The organism is Martinezella paranaensis (assembly GCF_014200235.1).
Lineage (GTDB): Bacteria > Pseudomonadota > Alphaproteobacteria > Rhizobiales > Rhizobiaceae > Rhizobium > Rhizobium paranaense.
The window spans coordinates 201124-221681 of record NZ_JACHBI010000004.1; the positions used below are offsets into that span (position 1 = coordinate 201124).

A 20558-nucleotide genomic window follows, 5' to 3' on the forward strand; every position below is an offset into this window, starting at 1 on the left:
CATTTGGCTTTTTTTGAGGTGAAGATGGAAGCTCGGACGGAGCTAAGGGCAAGAGATGCAGATCAAACCGCCGCTCGCCGGCCGCGCGGCCGTCCGAAGACGGCGAGTGACGACGCAAAGCGGGCGGAGATCCTGACGGAGGCCCGCGCGACGTTTCATGAGCTTGGTTACGGCGGTACGACCATGGATCTCGTGGCGGCACGGTGCCGGATTTCCAAGCAAACCCTCTATCGCTTGTTTTCGAGCAAGACCGAACTTTTCATGGCGATCATCGCCAGGCATCGCGCCTCGATGCTGGCCCTGCCGCGCGATCCCGAGGAAAATCTGCCGCTCGACAGGGCGTTGGAACAAATTTTCATGATCGATATCGATGAGGCGGCGGAGCGGGACCGCGAAGCTTTCATTCACCTCATTGTGAGCGAAGCGCAGCAATTTCCCGAGATGGCAGCGCTGTTGCGCACCTACGGCGCCGAACAGTCGCGACAAATGCTCGCCGATTGGCTCCATCTGCAGCAGAAACGCGGTCTCATCGAAATTGTCGATGCCATTAGCGGTGCGCGCATGCTGATGAACATGATCTTCGGCGCGATGATTTCGCATCCCGGCAAGCTGAACGACTGGCCCGACCGCGAAACCCGTCTGCGGCACTTACGTCAATGCATCGCAATCTTCGTCGCGGGTGTGCAGCCGCATCGGAAGCCGCGATAGGGTTCAGTGCTCTTTTCCAGGAAAACAGCCGCGCACGTTTCGAGCCTACGCTCTCACCAAAAGAGCAATGCCGGCATGGCTCCGAAGAACCATACCGGCATCTTTCTCCGGCCCCCCGCCAGAAATCCGAGAAACTGCGCTTAGTGTGCGACAGCCCTATTCACTTTGTCCATACCCTCTTCGAAAAGTGGCATCTGCAGGCCGTTTGCATACATTTCCTGCAATACGGCACCGAGTGCGAGATCCAGGCACCAGACCGGGAATTCGGCGTTCATGCTCTTGGCGCTCTGGCGCGCATAGGTGATCAACCGCGCGATCGACGCCAGTTCTTTCAGTGAATCCGAATCGTGGTGTGCCATTTCGATAGGAAGTATTGCTGTCATTTCACGCCCCTTTGACCTCAGTTCCTGGAGAACTAGATACTCATCGCCAGGAACATGAGCAGACATTAACTCAAGTCGAATGTGTTGGCGCGTGACATACAGCGTGACACGAGGTGAGATTGCGAACGAGTTTTTACTATGCAATTTCAAGACGGTGGAAGGCGCTGCGCCACAAACTATTGGCCTTGAACGTCCAGTCACGCGGCGGTTGTTGCGGTTCGTCCGGGCAGTCGGCAATCACACGGAGCAATTCCAGCGCATCGATGCGCTTCTGGTTGACCGCCTTGGTGCGCAGGAGATCGTAAATGGTTTGCCGGCGTGCTGGATCTGGCAGATCAGCGGTTTCCGCCAGGGAGCGATAGGTCAGTGATTTGAAGAACATAGTTTCGGCGCGCGCCTGCAGAGCGGCATGTTCGGCGTCACTGATCGCGCCGGTCTCGGCAAGCGCCCCCAATGTTGCCTGCACATTCACCAGCGGCTCGCTGAGCGGAAGGTGTCCGAGTTCGGCCGGACCATGAATCTGCGCCACGGCGGAATCGTCTGCAACCGCACCGGAGGCATAGGCCTCGAAAATGCGGCCGATGCCGACCATGCCGAAGGCGGCGCATTCGGAGGCGCGCAGCGCGCCCATGCTGGCCGCACCATAGACGCGGACGCCCTTCGACAGCGCAAAGAGGATTTCCTTGTGCCAGACGGGCGCGACATTTTCGAAAAGCCCGTCGATCAGGCCGATGACATTGGCTCCCTCTTCCATGGCGCCGACGATGTCGCCCTGCTTTGCCGGCGGCCTCAGAACGATGCCGGGACCGGCAATCTCGGTGGCATCGGGAAGCGTGGGGCCGACAAACAGGATCTTCATAGGAGTTGCAACGTTTTCGAGATGGCGCGGTAGCCGAAGCGGCGCTTGCGGTCCCCAGCCGGATTTTCCAGTTGCGGCAGGATGAGCTTGGCGACGGCAAAGGGAAGCGAGGCATCGCCGAGGGAAAGCGCGATGGCGGAATTGATGCCCGCATGGCGCAGACGGTCGATGGTCAGGTGCAGCAGGGCCTCTGCGCCATCCGGCAGGGCTTCATCCGGTCTTGCCGCCGCTTTGGGCACCGCCTCAAAATAACGGCGGATGCTTTCCGGCAGCTCCCGAGTGAAATCCTTGGGATGAATATCGTCGCGGGCGCCGCTGATGAAGGTGAGGCGCGATTGCGCCGCCTCCGTTACAGCGCGGATTGCTGCCCGCACCGACGATGGATGCGCGCCGCAGCCCATGGTCACGTCGATATAACGGACATGCTTTGCCCGGTTTATTTCGCCTGGGCCGAGAAAGACGGTGTAGGCCGGTATTTTCACATCGCTTGTCATGTCGAACAGCTTGAGCGTTAGACCGGCATCCTCAATCTTTCGGAGCAATTCGTTCAACACTGGATCTGCCAGCGAAGCGGGGTCGACGCAGGTTTTCGTGCGCAGGGCCGGCTCGGAAACATCCCACAGTTCCTTGGCGTCCCGCTCGATGCGTTCAAGCAGGCCGTGGAGGATGGCCTCTGTCAGCACATTGCCGGAGGCGAGGCCATCGGAGGACTGCCAGAAGCGTGCGTTAAGAGGGGTTCGATCAAGCGTGATGGCGCCGAAGGGAATCCAGACGTTTCGATCGGCGATGAGATCGCGACCCTCAGTCCAGGCGATTTCTTCGTCATCGCCAATGTCGGCTTGGCCGCTTGCAATGAGAGACGAGAGCGGATCGGCATGCTGTCCTTTGGCCAAGAGCTCCCGTTGACTGGCAGAGATCGTCTTGACCGCAGGGGCGCCGGCCACCGTTCGTTCTAGCGCCTCCATGGCCGCGGAAACTTTCGCGTCGAGATCGGTGATGCCCTTGCCGTTGTTGATGACGATCGACTTGGCATTCGGGCTAATGGCCTGCCAGACCGGAATGCCAATGCGATCAAGCCCCGTCAGCCGGCCAAGGCGGGTGATGCCGTGGCCGGTGAGACAGGGCTCGATGCGCCGAAACGTTTCTTCGGCAGTGCAGACGCGATCTGAATAAAGAGACGCGGCTACAAGATCCCGCTCACTGGAATTCCGTGCCAGGAATTCGGCAAGAGACAGGGATAGGTCTGCCGTCACGATATCAGCCGTCAAATACGCCGCTTGCGGCCTTCGCGGCGCCGCCAACAACAACAGCCAAGTTGACGCCCTTGACGACGGTTGCGCCGGCATGGCGCAACTGGTCGGCTGCGTGGAGTGGACTTTGCGCCTGCGGTGCAAGTGGCGTGACTGTGCCTGCGCTGAGGTCGGCGAGGTAAAGTTGCGGATCGCCGGGGATGCCGATTACGACGTGTGCCATTTCTAAATCTCCAATTTGATCGATGGTTAAGAACGAGCTGAGGAAAAGTGTGAATTGGTGTTTATCGGCGCCTAACTAAAGCCTGCGCGTTTTAGCCCCTCCCTATAATGTTCCTTCTGCCATTGCTCGCGCATGGGCACGACGGAAAGCCATTTGTCGACCTCGAATTCTGGATAGGTTTCCTTGACCTTGCGCACGAGGCGTTTCGCCTTGCGTGTATCGCCTACCATGCCAGCGACAGCGGCGGCGAGCCGCGCCGCGGGTGCGGGATCGGCCATGCGGTCGATATAAGTCATTGCCTGATCATATTGTTCAAGAAAGTAGCTGGCTCCGGCGGCCGTCCAGTAATAGAAGTCCGGGCTCATCGGATTGAGCTTGATGGCACGCTCCATCTTCTCCAGAGCCCTACCGGGCTGGGAGGCATGAACCAGCGCGTCCGCATAGTCCGTGATGATATCGGCATGATGTGGGCTGATGGTCTCGGCGAGTTCAAAGGAATTGAGGCTTTCGTCGAAGTCGCCCTGAAAGAGTTTCGCAGCGGCAAATTCACGATAGCCGTTGGCGAGATCCTGGCCCGTGGCGATCGCCTTGCCTGCCTCTTCCTCGATGCGCTTCAGCAGGTCCGCATCTCCGCGCGCCGTCAAGAACCACTCGAGATGATAGGTGCGGGCCATGCCGCTTAGGGCCGGCGAGAAATAGGGGTTTTCCTTCAAAGCTGCCTGGAATGCCTTGCGAGCTCGACGAATGTCCGGCAGGCCGAGATGCTTCAGATGACGCTGACCCTGCAGATATTGGTGATAGACTGTCGGGTTGCGCTCGAAGTAGTCGCGGGAAAATTCGTTGCGCTCGACATAGCTGGCGACAAAAGCCACGATGCGTTGCGCGATTTCGCGATGCTGGCGCGGCAGATCCTGGGCCTCCATACTGAAGCGCGCCGCCCAGATGACTTCGTCGTTGCCGGCGTAGATTAGCTGCGCGAAAAGCCAGTAGGCGTTGCCGTCGAAGCTAAGCCTGGTGTCCAGCACATAATTGATGCCGTATTTGTCCAGCATTGCCGCGCGATCGAAGTGCAGCGCAATCTTTTCCGCGGTGTAATGCGCCACCATCGTCACAGTCTTCAGCACGCACAGGCCGACGGTGATATCTTCCAGCAGTGCCGATGAGAGGAAGACGGCCGCTTGATGGTTGCTGGCGGTGTTCACCGGCGGCAGCAGCGCGAGCTTGGGCGGCCCGCGGGGCTCGGGCGGAACGATTTCCACCTGCTGGCCTGGTACCTCTCGAAGCTGAGGCACGACGCTGCGCTGGCGTTCGAACAACCGTCGCGCAACGCTGAGCGTCTGCTGGTCGGGGTCGACAGGCAATTCGCCCCAGCGGTATTTTCTGCGGCTCTCAAAAATGTGGCGAGCGTTTTCAAGCTGGGGTTCGCCGGCATAGGTCTCCCCAAGGATCTGGTAGACCGCCTCATCTTCGGGATGGGCCTCGAACAGTCGCAGCGCCGCTTCCTTGATGATCGTGGGGTCCGCGTCTTTGCTCATGGCCGCAATGGCATCGCCAAGCGTCGTCAATAGCTGCGCCTTGATGCGATCCCGCTGTGCGTGCAGCCACATGCGGGCCTGACCACCGATGACTTCCGTGCGGGCGAGAAAATCCCAGCGGCCGAGTTGCAACAATTCTTCCAGCGCGGTGTGGGGATTGGTTTGCGAAACCGCATTCAACAGCGTGAGATCGCTGGTGAAGGCTTGCACATTCACGCTAACGGTTGCCTGCTCGATCAGCAGCAGCGTGATTCCGAGTTCGTCCTGCCGGTTTTTGATGCGGGACAGAGTCTGCCGCAGATTGGCGAGCGCCTTATCCAGGGGAACGTCGCCCCAAAGAAATTCTGCAAGCTCCGCACGGGTCTTTTGCGGCGAGGGGCTCGTCAGCAGAAAGCAGATCGACAGCAGGCCCTTTTCCGGAAAAGGCACTGTCGAGCCTGTTCCGTCCACCAGACGTAGATCTCCGAATGTCAGCAGCCTGAAATCCATACGCCCCTACTGCATTTAGCAGCGTCCCGATATCGCAACCGCGATTTCCCGTTTTGCTTGCGATCAACAGTGTCATGTGTATCACAGGTGTCATCTGCGATTCATGAATTTCACACTACGATGACTGCTATCCTATCGCAATCGCTAGAACATCCTGCTTTGAGATGAATCACCTGAAAGCGGGAAAATGCTCTGGATCAAAAAGTCGCAGCCATCCGTCTAGGGTCGAATGAACGCATCGCGCTCAAGCACTTTCTGCGATTGCGGATGCCGCGATCGTCGATATGGGGACAATCTGCCCCCTCGATCAAGATCCGCGCCTCACCCGTTTTAACGGGGCGAGGCATGGAGATCAGTTTCTGAGGCCGAAAGGAGCTTCGGCCGCAGGCGGCGCATGCACGACCGAGGGTTCGGAGGCATTGGCCAGCGACTTGATAAGCATCAGCACGGATTGGCGGACGGTGGGATCGTTGATTTTCATGAAGGCCTTGTTGAGGCTAAGTCCTTCTTTGGACGTCAGAAAATCGGACAAATCTTCAAGGCCACTGATGGCGCCCAGCCCTTCCGTCGACAGGGGCTGCGAATTGTCCTGCTGGAAGAAGAAAGCGACTGGGACAGCCAGAACCCCCGCGATCGCCTGCAATCTGCTGGCGCCGATGCGGTTGGTGCCTTTTTCGTATTTTTGCACCTGCTGAAAGGTAACGCCGATCTGTTCGGCGAGCCGTTCTTGGCTCATACCGAGCATCAGCCGGCGCATGCGCACGCGTGAGCCGACATAGGCGTCAATCGGATTTGGTACTTTTGCACTCACTGCGCAATCTCCTCATTCGAACGGGGGTACCCCAGCGGGCGCCACCTTACAGATGCCCGGGGAAGAGGCAAGGACACGTCCCCAATCTGCCCGTTCAGTGTGTATTAAATGTCGATAAAGTTCAACCAAAAGTCCTGACGCCAGAGTTTTTCCTTCAAGCGTCAGATAGATAAACGTCAGAAAAGATTCCTCGCGTCAATGTGGACTAAAGGCTGATGACGACCTGAAATTGTACAGCGGCCTATCGGGTTATCCTTGCTAGGTACACTGGCGTGAGCCGCAAAATAGGCCGGTTTTGCACGGCAGTTACTGGCGAAGTAGCGATCGTATAGGGTCACTATTGTTGCGGAGATACTGAAAACTATCTGTGGATTCTTGGAAAAAAATTCCAATATACTATGGTTTTCTAATATACGCGCAAAATCATATTCGCCCGTTTGCGACAATGCTTCCGGCGAAATCATTCGCAATCCGATGACCCGTTCTGCGCTCCTCCTATTCCCGGATTAGCAATCCCGCTCCTGCGATGAAGATTGACGTCGAAATATTCTTGTGGCTGCTCAGCATCTTACGTGCACGTTAGCCGCCTCAAGCGGTCAATTGGCATCGGATCGTTACATTAAGTTTTTCTTACTTAACGTAACGTCAGTCTTTTCAACTATGTCAATGAGGGAATTGCCCATCCTTTGGAGGAGTCGAGCGGGGTTGGAAGCAAAAATTTTTTACGGGAAAGCTTTTTCTTTGCGAGATAGGCTTGGCTATATTTCTTATTATAAAATCAACGCTCTAGCGTATTTCGCAACGGACGACTCTATTTTCGGTTGAGTGACATTACCAAAATTGGTCGGATTCGCGTCTTGACCCTGTTATATTAGACGGTCTTAATGCCCATCGTCCGGTCGTGCCCGCGCCCGGACAAGTTGCTGGAGTCCTTAGGCCCGCTGCACCAAGAACAGCGGGTCCTTTTTTCCCACCTTCATTGGTTATTTTTGCGGGGCCCGCCATGCCAACACAGCAGGGGGGTCAGCGAGCCCCGGCCGTCCAAGCACGGCGGCACGACGATCCACCAGAACTCCTCTGCCGTCCACAAACTCCTGCTTTAATTGCTGGTGATGCAACTCGCACAAGCATTGCAAAACGCCGGTACTCGCAAATATTTGCATTGCGAACCGCAATGCTCTTCCAGCTTCAAAGGTAACCGACGCCTTTCAGCTCACTGAAAGGTTGTTGATGCATGCCTGTCCCGCTTCGGGAAGAAGCATTTGTCGAGGTAGCGATCAAGCGCTCGGCATCCATAGGAGGAGATATTTATGCGTTCGTCAGGCATGTTCCTTTATTCTGCGGCCCTTTCCCTCGTTATCGCCGGCAGCTCACTCGGTGTCACGGCGGCTCATGCCGCCGACAAGATTTCCATCATGGTGGGCGGCTATGAAAAGCAGATCTATCTGCCGGCCAAGCTGGCGGAATCCCTCGGCTACTTCAAAGACGAAGGTCTGAATATCGAGCTTCTGAACGAGCCTGCGGGCGTCGATGCGGAAAACGAAATGCTTGCCGGCGCCGTTCAGGGTGTCGTCGGTTTCTACGATCACTGTATCGACCTGCAGGGAAAGGGTAAATTCGTCGAATCCGTCGTGCAGTTCAGCCAGGCGCCCGGCGAAGTGGAACTGGTGTCGGCCAAGCATCCCGAAATCAAGTCGCCTGCCGATTTCAAGGGCAAGAACCTCGGCGTGACCGGCCTCGGCTCCTCCACGAATTTCCTGACGCAATATCTGGCGGTGAAAAACGGCTTGAAGCTTGGTGACTTCACCTCCGTTCCGGTCGGCGCCGGCCAGACCTTCATCGCCGCCATGCAGCAGGACGCCATCCAGGCCGGCATGACCACCGAGCCGACGGTCTCGCGCCTCCTGAAGACCGGCGAGGCCAAGGTCCTCATCGACATGCGCACAATGGACGGAACAAGGGCCGCTCTGGGCGGAACCTATCCTGCCGCGTCTCTTTATATGCAGGAGTCGTGGGTCAAGGATCACAAGGAGGAGACGCAGAAGCTTGCGAACGCTTTCGTCAAGACGCTGCATTTCATCAACACACATTCCGCCGCCGAGATCGCCGACAAGATGCCGAAAGACTTTTATGTCGGCGACAAGGAAGGCTACGTGAAGGCGCTCGAAAACGGCAAGGCGATGTTCACCGCCGATGGCGTGATGCCGGAAGATGGGCCGAAGACCGTGCTTGCCGTGCTCTCCGAGTTCTCCAAGAATGTTCAGGGCAAGTCGATCGACCTGTCGAAGACCTATACGACGGAGTTCGTAAATAACGCCAAGTAAGGCGTTCCATCGTGCCGCTTCCGGCAAATGCCGGCGGCGGCGATCGCCTCGGATTATCCGTCTCGACCCTGTCTGCAGGCGGCGCTGCGAAAAAAATCGCACTGCCGTCCCGCGAAATTTCCGCTGAAAGCTTACTGAAAGGTTGCCCGCGCTAGGCTTGCCAAGCTTCGTGGAGGAAGCACATGCCGTGCGCGAATACATGTGACGCAGGCATCCTAACAGGAGGAGACATTCATGCGTTCATCGCGCACGCTTTTTCATACCGTAGCCCTTTCGCTGGTCATGACCGCCGCATCCCTCGGCGCGACAGCGGCGCATGCCGCCGACAAGATCTCCATCATGGTGGGCGGTTATGAAAAGCAGATCTATCTGCCGGCCAAGCTGGCGGAATCCCTCGGCTACTTCAAGGATGAAGGTCTTGATGTCGAGCTTCTGAACGAATCCGCCGGCGTCGATGCCGAAAACCAGCTTCTCGCCGGCGCTGTGCAGGGCGTCGTCGGTTTCTACGATCACTGCGTCGACCTGCAGGCCAAGGGCAAGTTCATCGAATCGGTCGTGCAATTCAGCCAGGCGCCGGGCGAAGTCGAGCTGGTGTCGGCCAAGCATCCGGAAATCAAGTCCTTCGCCGATTTGAAGGGCAAGAGCGTCGGCGTTACCGGCCTCGGTTCATCCACCAACTTCCTGACGCTCTTCATGGCGTCAAAGGCAGGCCTATCGCCGGCTGACGTCACCCCGGTTCCGGTCGGTGCCGGCCAGACCTTCATCGCTGCCATGCAGCAGGACGCCATCCAGGCCGGCATGACCACCGAACCGACGATCTCGCGCATGCTGAAGACTGGCGAAGCTTCGGTTCTCGTCGATCTCAGAACCTTGAAGGGCACTGAGGCCGCGCTCGGCGGTACTTACCCGGCCGCGTCGCTCTATATGGATGCCGCATGGGTCGATGGTCACAAGGAAGAAGTGCAGAAGCTTGCAAACGCCTTCGTCAAGACGCTGCGCTTCATCAACACCCATTCCGGGGCCGAGATTGCCGAAAAGATGCCGAAGGATTTCTACGTCGGCGACAAGGAGGGCTACATCAAGGCTCTCGACGCCGGCAAGGAAATGTTCACGGCCGACGGCGTGATGCCGGAAGATGGTCCGAAGACCGTTCTCGCCGTGCTCTCGCAGTTCTCCAAGAACGTGAAGGGCAAGACGATCGACCTGTCGAAGACCTACACGACGGAATTCGTCAAGAACGTCAAGTAAGCAGTCATAACGCCGCTTCCGGCCGGTTCCGGAAGCGGTAGTTCAAGAGACTTTGCAGTTCACTGGGCTTTGCGTGCACGCCCCGAAGGCACGCGTCAGGATCAGCACCATGCAACAGGATGAACGCCGTACACCGGCGATCGAGCTCATCAATGTCAGCCGCCGTTTCGTATCCCCAACCGGCAAGTCGCTGACGGCACTGCGCGATTTCAACATGACCGTCGAACGCGGCGAGTTCGTCGCCGTCGTCGGCCCGACCGGGTGCGGCAAGTCGACGACGCTCAATCTCGTCACCGGGCTGGCCAAACCCAGCGCCGGTGAAGTTCGACTGATGGGCGGACCCGTCAGCGGCATCGATCCACGCGTCGGCTTCGCCTTCCAGACGGATGCGCTTTTCCCCTGGAAGAACGTCATCGACAATGTGATGTCAGGCCCGTTGTTCCGTGGCAAGTCGAAGGCGGAAGCCGAAAAGAGCGCTAAGGACTGGCTTGCCCGCGTTGGCCTCTCGAAGTTCCTGCATCACTATCCGCATCAGCTCTCGGGCGGCATGCGCAAGCGCGTTTCGCTGGCGCAGACCTTCATCAACGAGCCGGAAATCCTACTGATGGACGAACCCTTCTCGGCTCTCGATGTCCAGACCCGTACGGTCATGCATGAAGAGCTCCTGAAGCTCTGGGCAGAACGCCAGGCGTCTGTCGTCTTCGTCACGCACGACCTTGAAGAAGCCGTGGCGCTCGCCGACAAAGTCTATGTGCTGACGGCAGGCCCGGCGACGGTGAAGTCGGTCTATACGATCGACCTGCCGCGTCCGCGCGTCGTCTCGGAAATCCGTTACGAGCAGAACTTCATCGATTATTGCAAGACGATCTGGGATGACCTGCGCGAAGAGGTCGAGACCAGCTATCGCCGCGCCGCGGAAGCGGCATAAGGGAGGATTGATCATGGCAAACACAGCCCTCGAAACAGGCAATGCCCCGATCTTCCGCGCCGGTACCTCGGACGCGGAAATCGAAGCTGCAGCGCTGAAGGCGCTCGCCCGCCGCAAGTACGTTGTCGTGGCTTGGCAAGTCGGCATTCTCCTTGCCATCCTCGGCCTTTGGCAGGTCGCGTCCGATCTGCACTGGATCGATCCGTTCTTCTATTCCAGCCCCTATGGCATTGCGTTGCGCCTCTGGGACTGGATCAGCGAAGGCACCGAAAGTGGCTCGCTTTGGTACCATCTCGGCGTCACCATGGAAGAAGCGCTGATCGGCTTCGTCATTGGCTCGGTCACCGGCGTTCTCGTCGGCGTGGCGCTTGGCCGCAACAAGCTGGCTTCCGATATCCTGTCGATCTACATCAAGGCGATCAACTCGATCCCACGCGTCGTGCTGGCGCCGATCTTCGTGATGATCATGGGCCTCGGCCTTGCCTCCAAGGTCGCGCTTGCCTTCATCATGGTGTTCTTCGTCGTGTTCGCCAACGCTTTCCAGGGCGTTCGCGAGGCCGACCGCAACATGATCGCCAATGCCCGCATTCTCGGCGCCTCGAACTGGCAGGTTACCCGCAATGTGATCCTGCCGTCGGCGATGAGCTGGATTTTTGCAAGCCTGCACATCTCCTTCTCGTTCGCCATCATCGGTGCGATCGTCGGCGAATTCGTCGGCTCGCTTGCCGGTATCGGCTACCTGATCTCGATCGCCAAGGGCACCTATGATGCCGCCGGCCTCTATGCCGCGATCATCCTAGTGATGGTGGTGACGCTCGGCGCCGAATACGTGATGACGCTTGTCGAAAACCGCATCACCAGATGGCGTCCGCAGCAGCACATGGACGTGCAATAAGCCATCGAGGCATTCAGTTTCCTCCCAAGGCCGGGCACCCCCACCCGGCCTCTTTTTTGCCGCCAGTTGGCCGCCCCGGCGTGGACGACGGCTATGCGAAGACGCTTATGGGAACAATTTTCCGGAACTCTGCAGCAGTCGTCACCGCGTCGCCAGAAACTCCATCCGCCAAAATGCCTTCAGCATCCCCGCTACGATTGAACGAGGATCACCAAGGTCTCCGGCAATACTCCGTCATACTCCATCGCATCCGCCGCTGCCTTGGACTTCATAAATTCCGCCAAGCGGTCCATGTCGGGAACGTCCATGACTAGGCCTACTCGGTTCGACGCTTGCGGATCGATAAACGTGCGTATGTTTGCGCACCCGAGGGGTTCGAAAACCTCTTTACGGCGTGGTGAAGCAAGCCAGTGTTTGACGTCTTTGACGTCGTGATAGGCCAATATGGTAGGCATAGCATCCTCCTCTCAAAGCCAAATGGAACACTACGCCTCGATTGATCACATTGATATTACCCGGATGGGCGGAGCGCATCGTCGCAAATGGCAGAGATGTCGATGTTCTCGCCTGCTTCCGGCCCTAAAGCGGCACCTGCGCCGGGTCGCCTCTGTTGAAGTTGTCCTATGGTGGACACGGAGCGGTGGGGACACCTACTGTCTGATCTGCTGCTGAGGGAACTGTCCGCGATCACAGCCGCTTGGCCATCCAAAGGTGCGGCTGGCCCTCGTCCTCGCAATCGACATCGCTGATCTGCGTATAGCCCTGCTTGGCGTACAGATCGTGCGCGTATTCCTGGGCATGCAGCTTCACCAGTTTGGCGCCGGCCTCGCGCGCGGCCTCGTCGCTCGCAGCGATGATCACACTCGCCAAACCCCGGCGGCGAAACGCCGGCATCACGGCTACGCGGCCCAGCAGGTACGTCTCCCCTGCCATCACGCCCTCGTCGAACGTGCATGTGGGCGACGGTGGCCTATCGGGCGCAAGGGCGCGCTCCAGTAGCTCGGGGAACAGGCGTGAGCACCCGGCTAGCTCGCCATCGATATAGAGGGTTACATGTACACAGGAAGGGTTGTCGTCGATGCCATCGAACTCGTTCTCATAGCCCTGCTCGTCCATAAAGACAGCGCGCCGCACCGCAAAGGCGTCGTCGCGCGCGTTGGTCTTGATCTGCCGAGACATAAAGGGGCCCCTATCCGCCGGTTCGCTTGCGCACCATAATATCGGCAGGCAAACCATGTCATCTCTATTTCCCGATTGTATCGTTTCGGCGCCTAGTCCCTTCGTGGTTCGTCCGCTGTTGGCACATTCCGGAAGTGACGACCTTCCGCCTGTTCTTCCTTACGGGCTCTTGGACCTTCTACCGGCCGAAGAGGCAAGATGCGGGGGCAGCTTTGACACCGGTCGGAGCGGTGAGCAGCGTGCCTGGCCACTCTCGGCGATCAACATCGGGCGGTGGGCCTTCTTGCGACAAGTGATATAGTTCAATTTCGGTCGTTTCATCTTGGACGATACGAGAAAGGAATTATTCCATGGGAGACCAAAAGCGCCCGCTGCAACCTGGAGAAACCGCGCCCGCGTTCGCGCTAGCCACGGCCAACTTCGACGGAACGGTCTCTTTCGCCGACTTGAGCGATCGCCCGTTCTTGATCGGTTTCTTTCGCGGGCTGCACTGTCCGTTCTGCCGGCGTCAGGTAGAACAGCTCGCCGGCATTCAGCCCACCCTGCGCGCTGCCGGGGTGGAGACTGTGGCCGTTATCAACACGCCGGTGGAACGCGCTCGCCTGTATTTCCGCCACCGTCCGACGCCAGTAACGCTACTTTGCGATCCGGACTGCCGCACACATCGGGCCTACGGTGTGCCGTATGCTGAGTTCCTGCCCGATGGGAGCAGCGAGCAGCCCGAATGGCCTTATAGCGCGACGATGGCGCAGTTCCAGGCGGCGCGCATCAACCCCACAGGCGAGTTGCCGGAACCGCTACACCCGATGGAAGCCAACACGATACTCAACGCCAAGGACCGCTTCGAGCTTGATGAAGCCGATAATGCGATCTTCGCGAACCACGCTACCCAGCTCGTCGGCCACTTCCTGGTCGATGCGAACGGCACAATCCGCTGGGTACAAATTGAGGCGCTGGACGGACCGAACAGCATCTCCATCTTCCCGACGGCAGCGGAGATCATCGCCGCCGCGAGCGACCTTGGACGCTAACCTGCAGCGAACCGTCTGCCGGCGTTGCTGCGCGATGTCGAATGAGGGCGGCGTGACGCATTGATCGGGCGATGACCGCTCTTGGCGCAAAGCTGGGTCCATATGCGGCGGAACCGCCGGGTGATGGTTGGTCCCCAATCGCGCAATTTTCACCGAACGAGAATCAGCTTATGGTCCGATTCCGGCAAAGCCCATGCCTCCCCCCTCCATCTGGGAAAGTATCATTCATGCGGGGCTGATCGATCATCGAACCGACTGTTCGGGCGCCAAGCATAAGGAGGGGTTGCGGTCGTTGCTCGCAATAGGAGGTTTTTCACATGAGGCTTTCTGGCCCAATCTATCGTTTGAAGCGTAAAGCCCGGCTCATGTCGCGCGAGGAGAACATTCCCTTGCACGAAGCACTTGACCGGATAGCAGTCGAAGAAGGTTTCCGCGGCTGGAGCTTGCTCGCAGCGCGTGCCGAGACGACCACGTCAGCCGAAGAGATGTTCGCTCAATTGGACCGTGGCGATCTGGTGCTTCTGGGCGCCCGCCGTGGCCACGGTAAAACCTTGATGAGCCTCAGGCTGGCGGTCGAGGCGATGAAATCCGGCAATCGGGGCGCCTTCTTCACGTTGGAAGATACCGAAAGTGATGTTCTCGATCGTTTCCGGGTGATCGGCGCTAAGTTCGAGCTTTTTGAAGGCTTGTTCGAATTTGACAGTTCGGACGCGATCAGCGCCGACTATATTGTCGACAAACTGGCGTCGGCGCCCGAGGGAACGCTTGTCGTCATCGATTACCTGCAAATACTCGACCAGAACCGGCAGAAGCCGGAATTGATGGTGCAGGTTCGGGCGTTGAGGTCCTTTGCGCAGGAGCGAGGTTTGATCATCGTCTTCCTCTCGCAGATCGACCGGTCCTACGATCCGTCGGCGAAAGCCTATCCTGGTCTGGAGGATGTCCGCTTGCCCAATCCGCTGGATCTGGCGCTGTTCGACAAGACATTTTTCCTGAACAGGGGCGAAGTCCAGCTTCAGGTGGCTGGGTAGCGGTTCCGCTTAATCCGGTTGCCGGCAGTTGGGAATCGATCAAACCGCCGGCAGCCTTACCGTCACCAGTAGGCCGCCGCCGGTCGCATCGCTCAGCGCTATCGTGCCGCCGGCGCCGTCGACGACTTCGCGGACGATGGCGAGCCCGAGGCCGCTGCCCTCTGGTTCCGTGCCGATGATGCGGTAGAAGCGCTCAAACACCTGGCCGCGCTCGGCCTCGGGGATACCCGGACCGTTGTCCTCCACCCACAGCAAGGCGCTGTCATCATCGCGCCGGACGCCGACCGTGACCCGGCCATTGGCGGGGGTATACCGCAGGGCATTGTCGACGAGATTAACCAGCATTTCGCGCAGCATGGTGCCGTCGCCTTCGACATGAACCGGCGCATCATCGGCCTCCAGTCCCAGGTCGATGTTGCGCCTCAGGGCCTCCTCCGCTAGGTTCTCCAGGACCTGTCGGGCGGTCGCGACGAGGTCGATCGTGTCGCTGCGCGGACGGCGGCTGCCGGGCTCGGCCCGCGAGAGGGTGAGAAGCTGGCTCGCCAGCCGTGTCACTTGTCGCGTGCTGGAGCGCAACGCCGTCAACGCTTCGTCGCGCCTGGCATTATCATCCTCGCGTGCCGCCACGCTTGCTTGCGTCGAGATCAGCGCGAGCGGCGTGCGCAACTGGTGAGCGGCGTTGGAGACGAAGCGACGCTGTGCCGCCATCTGGTTCTGCACCCGCTCCATATGATCGTTGAGGGCATGGACCAGGGGGCGCAGCTCGCTCTGCACCATGTCCGGTTCCAGCGGGTCCAGCCGCTGGCGGCCGCGTTCGCGCACCGCATCGCGCAGCCGGAGTACCGGCGCCAGACCGCGCTGCAGCCCGATGATGGTGACCAGGCCGGCGAGCAGCACGAGCACGAGCTGCTTGGTGAAATCCGAGAGCCACAGCCTGCGACGCATGGCGTATTGGCTGTTATGGGTGACGGCGACGGTAACGGAGATCGTGCTGTCTTCGCTGAGGCCGACGATCGGGTGGTTCAGCATCATCACGCGGACCTGATCGTTGCGAAATGCCGTGTCTTCACCGACCTGCGGTTTCTTTGGCTGCGGTAGATCGGGATAGCCGGCGACGAGGTTCCCCCAGGCGGTCACCACCTGATAGAAGACGCGATCGCCATAGCCCGTATCGAACATCTCCAGCGCAGCCGGTGGGATATCGACCTGGACGGTGCCGTTGCCGTCGACATGCACGGCTTCGGCGATGACGCGGGCTGAGGCAAGCAGCGTGTGGTCGGTGACGAGGTCCGAAGTGGCATTCGCCGAGTGGAAGCTGAGATAGAGATTGATGCAGATCGCCCCGATCAGCGTCAGCACCACCCAGGCAAAAAGTTGCGCCCGCAGGCTGGAGCTCAGCCCTGCGACGGCGCGGCGCAAATGTCCTTTGCGGGGGCGGCTTTCGTCATTGCGCATGGCGTAGGAGGTAACCGAGGCCACGCAGCGTGGCGATCTGCACGGCACTGCCTTCGAGCTTCTTGCGGACGCGGTGCACGTAGATTTCGATGGCACTGGTATCGGCGAGATCGTCGAAGCCGAAGACGCTTTCGGAGAGCGCGGTCTTGGTGACCGTCGTGCCGACCTTCATCATGAGATGTTCGAGCACGGCATGTTCGCGAGGCGTGAGCGCCAGGGTTTCCCCGCCGAGAAAGAACTGCCGCGTGCCGCCGTCGAAGAGCAGGTCGCCCACGGCGATTTCGGGCGCGGCGCGGTCATGGCCGCGGCGGACGACCGCGCGGACGCGGGCTTCCAGCTCGGCGATTTCGAAAGGTTTTGCCAGATAGTCGTCGGCGCCGCTATCGAGCCCGGCAACGCGGCCGTCGAGGCTGGCATTGGCGGTCAGGATGATGACCGGCACTTTGTTGCCGCCCTGGCGCAACCGCTTCAACAGCGTCAACCCGTCGATTTTCGGCAGTGACAGATCCAGGATAACGACTGCGTAACCCGCCACTTTCAACATATGTTCGGCGTCCTCGCCGTCATAGGCGATGTCGACGGCATATTGTGCCTGACGCAGCGCCTTGCCGAGCCAGGACGCCAGTTCGCGGTTGTCTTCGACGATCAGGAGCCTCATGGGGCGAGTATACAGCAAGTGCAGGGTGTTGCGAGTGTTTTGGGCCGCCCGACACCTATCTCGCCAGCGGCGAGATAGGCACTCATTTGCCGAGCCTCAATGCCATCTCTCTCACCTCGTGCAAGTACACTTTCCGCGCATAGGACGGTGTCAGATTGTGATCGGCGTCGGGGATGATGGTGAGGCGGATGTCCGGAAAGTTCTTCAGGCCGGCGGCGTCTTCGCCAAAGTGTTCGCGGAAATGATCCAGACCGATGTCGTGGGCGCTGTAGATCAGCGAAATATCGACCTGACGTTTTGTAAGCGTGCGGAAGCCGTTGATGACGGTTTCATGCTCGCCGGCGAAGAAGGGGAGAACGCCGAGCAGCGGGCGACCGAGACGGACGGCGCGCCGCGCCAGCGCCACGACGATGTTGCGCGCCGCGCTCTTGGCGTCGATCTGGCCGCCATAGAGCCGCTTCAAGGTCTCGAACTGCAGGAATTTCAGGCCGTAGGTCTCAAGCGAACGCGGCACGAAGCGCAGGGCTTCGTCGACCGGCTGGGTTTCATCCCAGAAGAAAGCGTAAGGATTGACGGTGATCAGACCGCGGCATCTGCTATCGCGGATAGCGCTCTGAAAGGCGAGATAACCACCGCTGCAGCGGCCGACGGCAAAGGCGGGCAGCAGCTCACGATTCTCCAGAAAGTTGAGTGCGGCGTCAACGTCCTGCTGCTGATCGCGGGAATAAAGCACCTGCTCCTGCGCGTCGGGAAGCGGCGGGCTGTCGGCAACATTGGCGGTATCGAAACGCAGCGAGGGGATGCCGTCGCGGGCGAGTGTCCGCGCCATGGTCACCGACATCCGGCCCCAGCCGGCATGGCGGTCATAGGCCGTCGTTAAGAGCAATGCTGTCGCGCCCGCACGGGCGCCTGCGGGTTCGCAGAGAATGCCGAAGAGGCGGTCGCCCTCGCCAAAACGCAGCGGCGTCTCGCGAAAACCATCGCCCTCAAGCGCTTCGGCACGGGGCGTGCGGAGAATTCTGCGCGATGCCGTCGTGGATTCCGTCGCGATCGACCGCGCCCAATCCAGAATTTTCCGGCCGGCTTCGAGCGGCATGGTGGCGATAGTCGGGTTCGACACCAGCTCGTCATAACCCTCATAGGCAGCGCGTTCGACACGCGGGCCGAGGGTTTCGAGATGAGCAGCGAAATCGGCATCGGCGGGGCGACCGGGCCGTGTCAGGACAAGGCAATCCGGCACGCCGACATGGGCAAGCGTCATCAGGTTGAGTTTTTTGACAGCGGCGGCGGTAGTGTCCGGCATATGTAGGCTGGCGATGGTGACGCCTTCGGTCCGGCGCTGTGTTTCGGTGAGCCCCATGCCCTCGTCGATCATTTTCGACCACATGGTCAATTCGCGCAGATAAGCCCGGCCGGAGATGGTGGGGGCCAGCAGCGCGATGCCGTCGGCGGTGGAGAGCTGCTCTGCAATATTAAGGGCGACGACACTTCCGAGCCCTTGGCTCACCAGAATCAGGCGTTCGCAGCCGGAGAGCGATCGCAGCAAGGCCGCGGCGTCGCGCGCCGTATTTTCCCACAGCGCCAATCCTTCGCCTGGATCGTCAACGTCGAGCGCATCGCCGGTGCCGGCATAGTCGAAGCGGAGGCTGGCGATGCCTGTCTTGGCGAGATCTTCGGCGAGGATGCGCCAGAATTTGCGGGTGCACATTTCCTCGAAGCCCCAGGGGCTGAGGAACAATACGGCCGTCTGGCTCGTCGGCGCGACGGCGGGCGTGAACAGGCCGACAGTTCGGGAGAAGGTCACCGGCATGGCGGCGGCGGTCATCTCCTTAAGCGGACCCTGGTATTCGGCGGCTCCCAACGCAGCCATGGCATTCTCCTCAAATTCGGCGCGGCGCCAGCCATGCCAGCGCGTGAACGGCAAATGGATGCGCGCGCCGGGGTAGACGCGCAGCAATTTGTTGCAGGGCGGCGATATCCTCCGGCGGCACGGCATTCAGCAGCCGGAGCGCCAGGCCGTAGACCAGGATGCCGGCGATGACGGCGCTGGCGAGGCCGGGAATACCGGGCAGCACATGAACGAAACCGTAGGCCGCGGCGGCGCAGAGCGCGGATGCGCCGGTCACCTTGGCGAGGCTAACGAACATGCTGTGCATCGAGCCTTCGAATTCCATACGGCGCACCATCAGCACGCACATGGCGGTGAAGGCGAGCAGCCGCACCAGAGCGCCACCTTCGCCGCCATAGAGAGGCACTGCGATGAAGCAACCGACGACCATGATGGCGCTGGCGACGCCGCCGATAATGGTACGCTCACGCATGCGGTCGATGGAATAGAGATATTGCGTGCAGATCTGCATGAAGACGTAAGGGGCTGCGGTCAGCGACAGCAGCGCCACCATGCCACCGCTCGGGCCGAAGGGTTTGCCGAAGATCGTCACCACCAGCTCGGGGGCGATCGCCGCAAGGCCGAAGCTCATCGGCAGGGTGATATAGGAAATGGCGCGCGCCACACCTTCGAAGACATGGACCGGCAGCTTGCCCGACGCCTGCGAATGCATCTGCTCGGAGTAATAGGGCAGCAGGCTGCCGCTCAACTGTACCGGAAGCTGCAGCGCCAGATTGGCAAGCGACAGGCCGACAGCATAGAAGCCGACGGCTTCGATGCCCCAATAATGCTGCAGGAACACCAGCTCGATGCGATTCAGGAAGATCGAGCTGTTGATGAATTCGGCCGAGAGAATGAGCGAGGAACGGACGAGATAGCCAAGGCCGACGCCGCAACTGTTCCGGGGAGCGGCGGCGATCCTCAGGCTCGAGATGAACATCGGGATCTGACCGATGGCATAGCCGGCAAGGGCGCCGGTGACACCGAAGAAGATGGCGCCGAGAAGCACGGTGGCGAGCTGCAGCACCGAGCTGGTCAGGGTCATGCGGAAGAAAGCGCCGAGCTGCTGTTCGCCGACCAGATAGTTCTTGCTGTAGGCGCCGAGCGACTGCAGGACGAAAAACGCGCCGGTGATGACGATGATGGACGATGCATCGTTTGCCCAATGCATCCGCTCCGCTTCCCAATAATAGGCGGCATAGCCGGCAAGCAGGATCAGCGTCGACAGGATCGTTGGATGCAGGAGATAGGCCGCAAAACCGCGCCGCTCCTCCGTCGAATAGCCCTGGACCTTCAGTTGCGGCAGGATGCGCAGCAGCGTGATGCCGGTGCCAAGTTCGGCAACGAGCGCGCCCGTCGTCGTCAACCAGAGCGAAAAGGCGATGATGCCGTTGGCCTCCGGGCCAAGCAGGCGGGCCGCGATAATCGAACAGGCAAAACCGGTCGCCAGCAGGGTCAGCCCCGCCGCTGCGTTCAACGCCGAATTCGCCATGATGCTCTTCGTCATGAAGATTACCGTTTTCCCAGGTCGCAGAAAGTGGCCGCAAATGTCCGGCTCTTCATGGAATAGCGTCTGCTGTATTTCATATGCCTTAATATTTACCGTCTATTCCTAATGTAACTTTCATTTTTACTTCAGCTAATATGCGATATCCCCATATTG

The 20558-nt window shown here is 59.6% G+C and carries 19 protein-coding genes; 7 read left to right on the top strand and 12 right to left on the bottom strand.

Translation table 11 applies throughout. The features are described from left to right. Window positions 1-24 precede the first annotated feature (24 nt). Window positions 25-708 carry a TetR/AcrR family transcriptional regulator gene (locus GGD50_RS12185; RefSeq protein ID WP_107109946.1) on the top strand — a complete coding sequence of 228 codons (684 nt, stop codon included), beginning with the start codon at window positions 25-27 and terminating at the stop codon, window positions 706-708. Between the two features lie 140 nt (window positions 709-848). Here GGD50_RS12185 and GGD50_RS12190 read toward each other — a convergent pair whose 3' ends face one another. From GGD50_RS12190 to GGD50_RS12215, 6 genes are all read right to left on the bottom strand, one after another. Further along, window positions 849-1091 (bottom strand): hypothetical protein, encoded by a 243-nt coding sequence (locus GGD50_RS12190; protein WP_028751435.1) that lies wholly within the window; start codon window positions 1089-1091, stop codon window positions 849-851. A 136-nt stretch (window positions 1092-1227) separates the two neighbouring features. After that, window positions 1228-1950 carry a TfuA-like protein gene (locus GGD50_RS12195; RefSeq protein WP_107109718.1) on the bottom strand — a complete coding sequence of 241 codons (723 nt, stop codon included), beginning with the start codon at window positions 1948-1950 and terminating at the stop codon, window positions 1228-1230. Further along, window positions 1947-3167 (bottom strand): YcaO-like family protein, encoded by a 1221-nt coding sequence (locus GGD50_RS12200; protein ID WP_245407535.1) that lies wholly within the window; start codon window positions 3165-3167, stop codon window positions 1947-1949. Before GGD50_RS12200 ends, GGD50_RS12195 begins: the two co-directional genes overlap by 4 nt. Before the next feature lie 40 nt (window positions 3168-3207). Then, the gene (locus GGD50_RS12205; protein WP_107109716.1) at window positions 3208-3423 is read right to left on the bottom strand and encodes a hypothetical protein; all 216 of its coding nucleotides are present in this window, start codon (window positions 3421-3423) and stop codon (window positions 3208-3210) included. A gap of 71 nt (window positions 3424-3494) precedes the next feature. After that, window positions 3495-5447: an AfsR/SARP family transcriptional regulator gene (locus tag GGD50_RS12210; protein ID WP_107109715.1), complete on the bottom strand. Its 1953-nt coding sequence runs from the start codon at window positions 5445-5447 to the stop codon at window positions 3495-3497. Window positions 5448-5799: 352 nt separating this feature from the next. Next, a complete protein-coding gene (locus tag GGD50_RS12215; RefSeq protein ID WP_107109714.1) occupies window positions 5800-6258 on the bottom strand; it encodes a helix-turn-helix domain-containing protein in 459 nt (152 codons plus the stop codon). A gap of 1310 nt (window positions 6259-7568) precedes the next feature. Here GGD50_RS12215 and GGD50_RS12220 point away from each other — a divergent pair. The 4 genes from GGD50_RS12220 (at window position 7569) to GGD50_RS12235 (ending at window position 11653) form a co-directional block, all read left to right on the top strand. Continuing rightward, a complete protein-coding gene (locus GGD50_RS12220; protein ID WP_183937747.1) occupies window positions 7569-8582 on the top strand; it encodes an ABC transporter substrate-binding protein in 1014 nt (337 codons plus the stop codon). Window positions 8583-8816: 234 nt separating this feature from the next. Continuing rightward, window positions 8817-9830, top strand: a complete 1014-nt coding sequence (locus tag GGD50_RS12225; protein WP_183937750.1) for an ABC transporter substrate-binding protein — start codon at window positions 8817-8819, stop codon at window positions 9828-9830. A gap of 109 nt (window positions 9831-9939) precedes the next feature. Next, window positions 9940-10758 carry an ABC transporter ATP-binding protein gene (locus GGD50_RS12230; protein WP_107109712.1) on the top strand — a complete coding sequence of 273 codons (819 nt, stop codon included), beginning with the start codon at window positions 9940-9942 and terminating at the stop codon, window positions 10756-10758. Between the two features lie 13 nt (window positions 10759-10771). Next, window positions 10772-11653, top strand: coding sequence for an ABC transporter permease (locus GGD50_RS12235; RefSeq protein ID WP_107109711.1), 882 nt, complete (start codon window positions 10772-10774; stop codon window positions 11651-11653). A gap of 191 nt (window positions 11654-11844) precedes the next feature. Here the strand turns inward: GGD50_RS12235 and GGD50_RS12240 are convergent, their stop codons facing one another. Together GGD50_RS12240 and GGD50_RS12245 are read right to left on the bottom strand one after the other, a co-directional pair. Further along, window positions 11845-12108 (bottom strand): hypothetical protein, encoded by a 264-nt coding sequence (locus tag GGD50_RS12240; protein ID WP_107109710.1) that lies wholly within the window; start codon window positions 12106-12108, stop codon window positions 11845-11847. Between the two features lie 232 nt (window positions 12109-12340). After that, window positions 12341-12832 (bottom strand): GNAT family N-acetyltransferase, encoded by a 492-nt coding sequence (locus GGD50_RS12245; protein WP_107109945.1) that lies wholly within the window; start codon window positions 12830-12832, stop codon window positions 12341-12343. A 350-nt stretch (window positions 12833-13182) separates the two neighbouring features. Between GGD50_RS12245 and GGD50_RS12250 the strand changes: the two genes are divergently transcribed. Both GGD50_RS12250 and GGD50_RS12255 read left to right on the top strand, forming a co-directional pair. Further along, window positions 13183-13863 carry a peroxiredoxin-like family protein gene (locus GGD50_RS12250; protein WP_107109709.1) on the top strand — a complete coding sequence of 227 codons (681 nt, stop codon included), beginning with the start codon at window positions 13183-13185 and terminating at the stop codon, window positions 13861-13863. A 317-nt stretch (window positions 13864-14180) separates the two neighbouring features. Then, window positions 14181-14894, top strand: a complete 714-nt coding sequence (locus GGD50_RS12255; RefSeq protein ID WP_107109708.1) for a DNA helicase — start codon at window positions 14181-14183, stop codon at window positions 14892-14894. Between the two features lie 39 nt (window positions 14895-14933). On the opposite strand, the gene GGD50_RS12260 is transcribed toward GGD50_RS12255, so the two are convergent. From GGD50_RS12260 to GGD50_RS12275, 4 genes are all read right to left on the bottom strand, one after another. Next, on the bottom strand, window positions 14934-16349 hold the full coding sequence (locus GGD50_RS12260) for a sensor histidine kinase (protein WP_107109944.1): 1416 nt from the start codon (window positions 16347-16349) through the stop codon (window positions 14934-14936). Further along, the gene (locus GGD50_RS12265; RefSeq protein WP_107109707.1) at window positions 16339-17007 is read right to left on the bottom strand and encodes a response regulator; all 669 of its coding nucleotides are present in this window, start codon (window positions 17005-17007) and stop codon (window positions 16339-16341) included. Before GGD50_RS12265 ends, GGD50_RS12260 begins: the two co-directional genes overlap by 11 nt. Window positions 17008-17089: 82 nt before the next feature. After that, window positions 17090-18877, bottom strand: a complete 1788-nt coding sequence (locus GGD50_RS12270) for an alpha/beta hydrolase family protein (RefSeq protein WP_107109943.1) — start codon at window positions 18875-18877, stop codon at window positions 17090-17092. A gap of 10 nt (window positions 18878-18887) precedes the next feature. Beyond that, window positions 18888-20402 carry a lipopolysaccharide biosynthesis protein gene (locus tag GGD50_RS12275; RefSeq protein WP_107109706.1) on the bottom strand — a complete coding sequence of 505 codons (1515 nt, stop codon included), beginning with the start codon at window positions 20400-20402 and terminating at the stop codon, window positions 18888-18890. Window positions 20403-20558 lie beyond the last annotated feature (156 nt).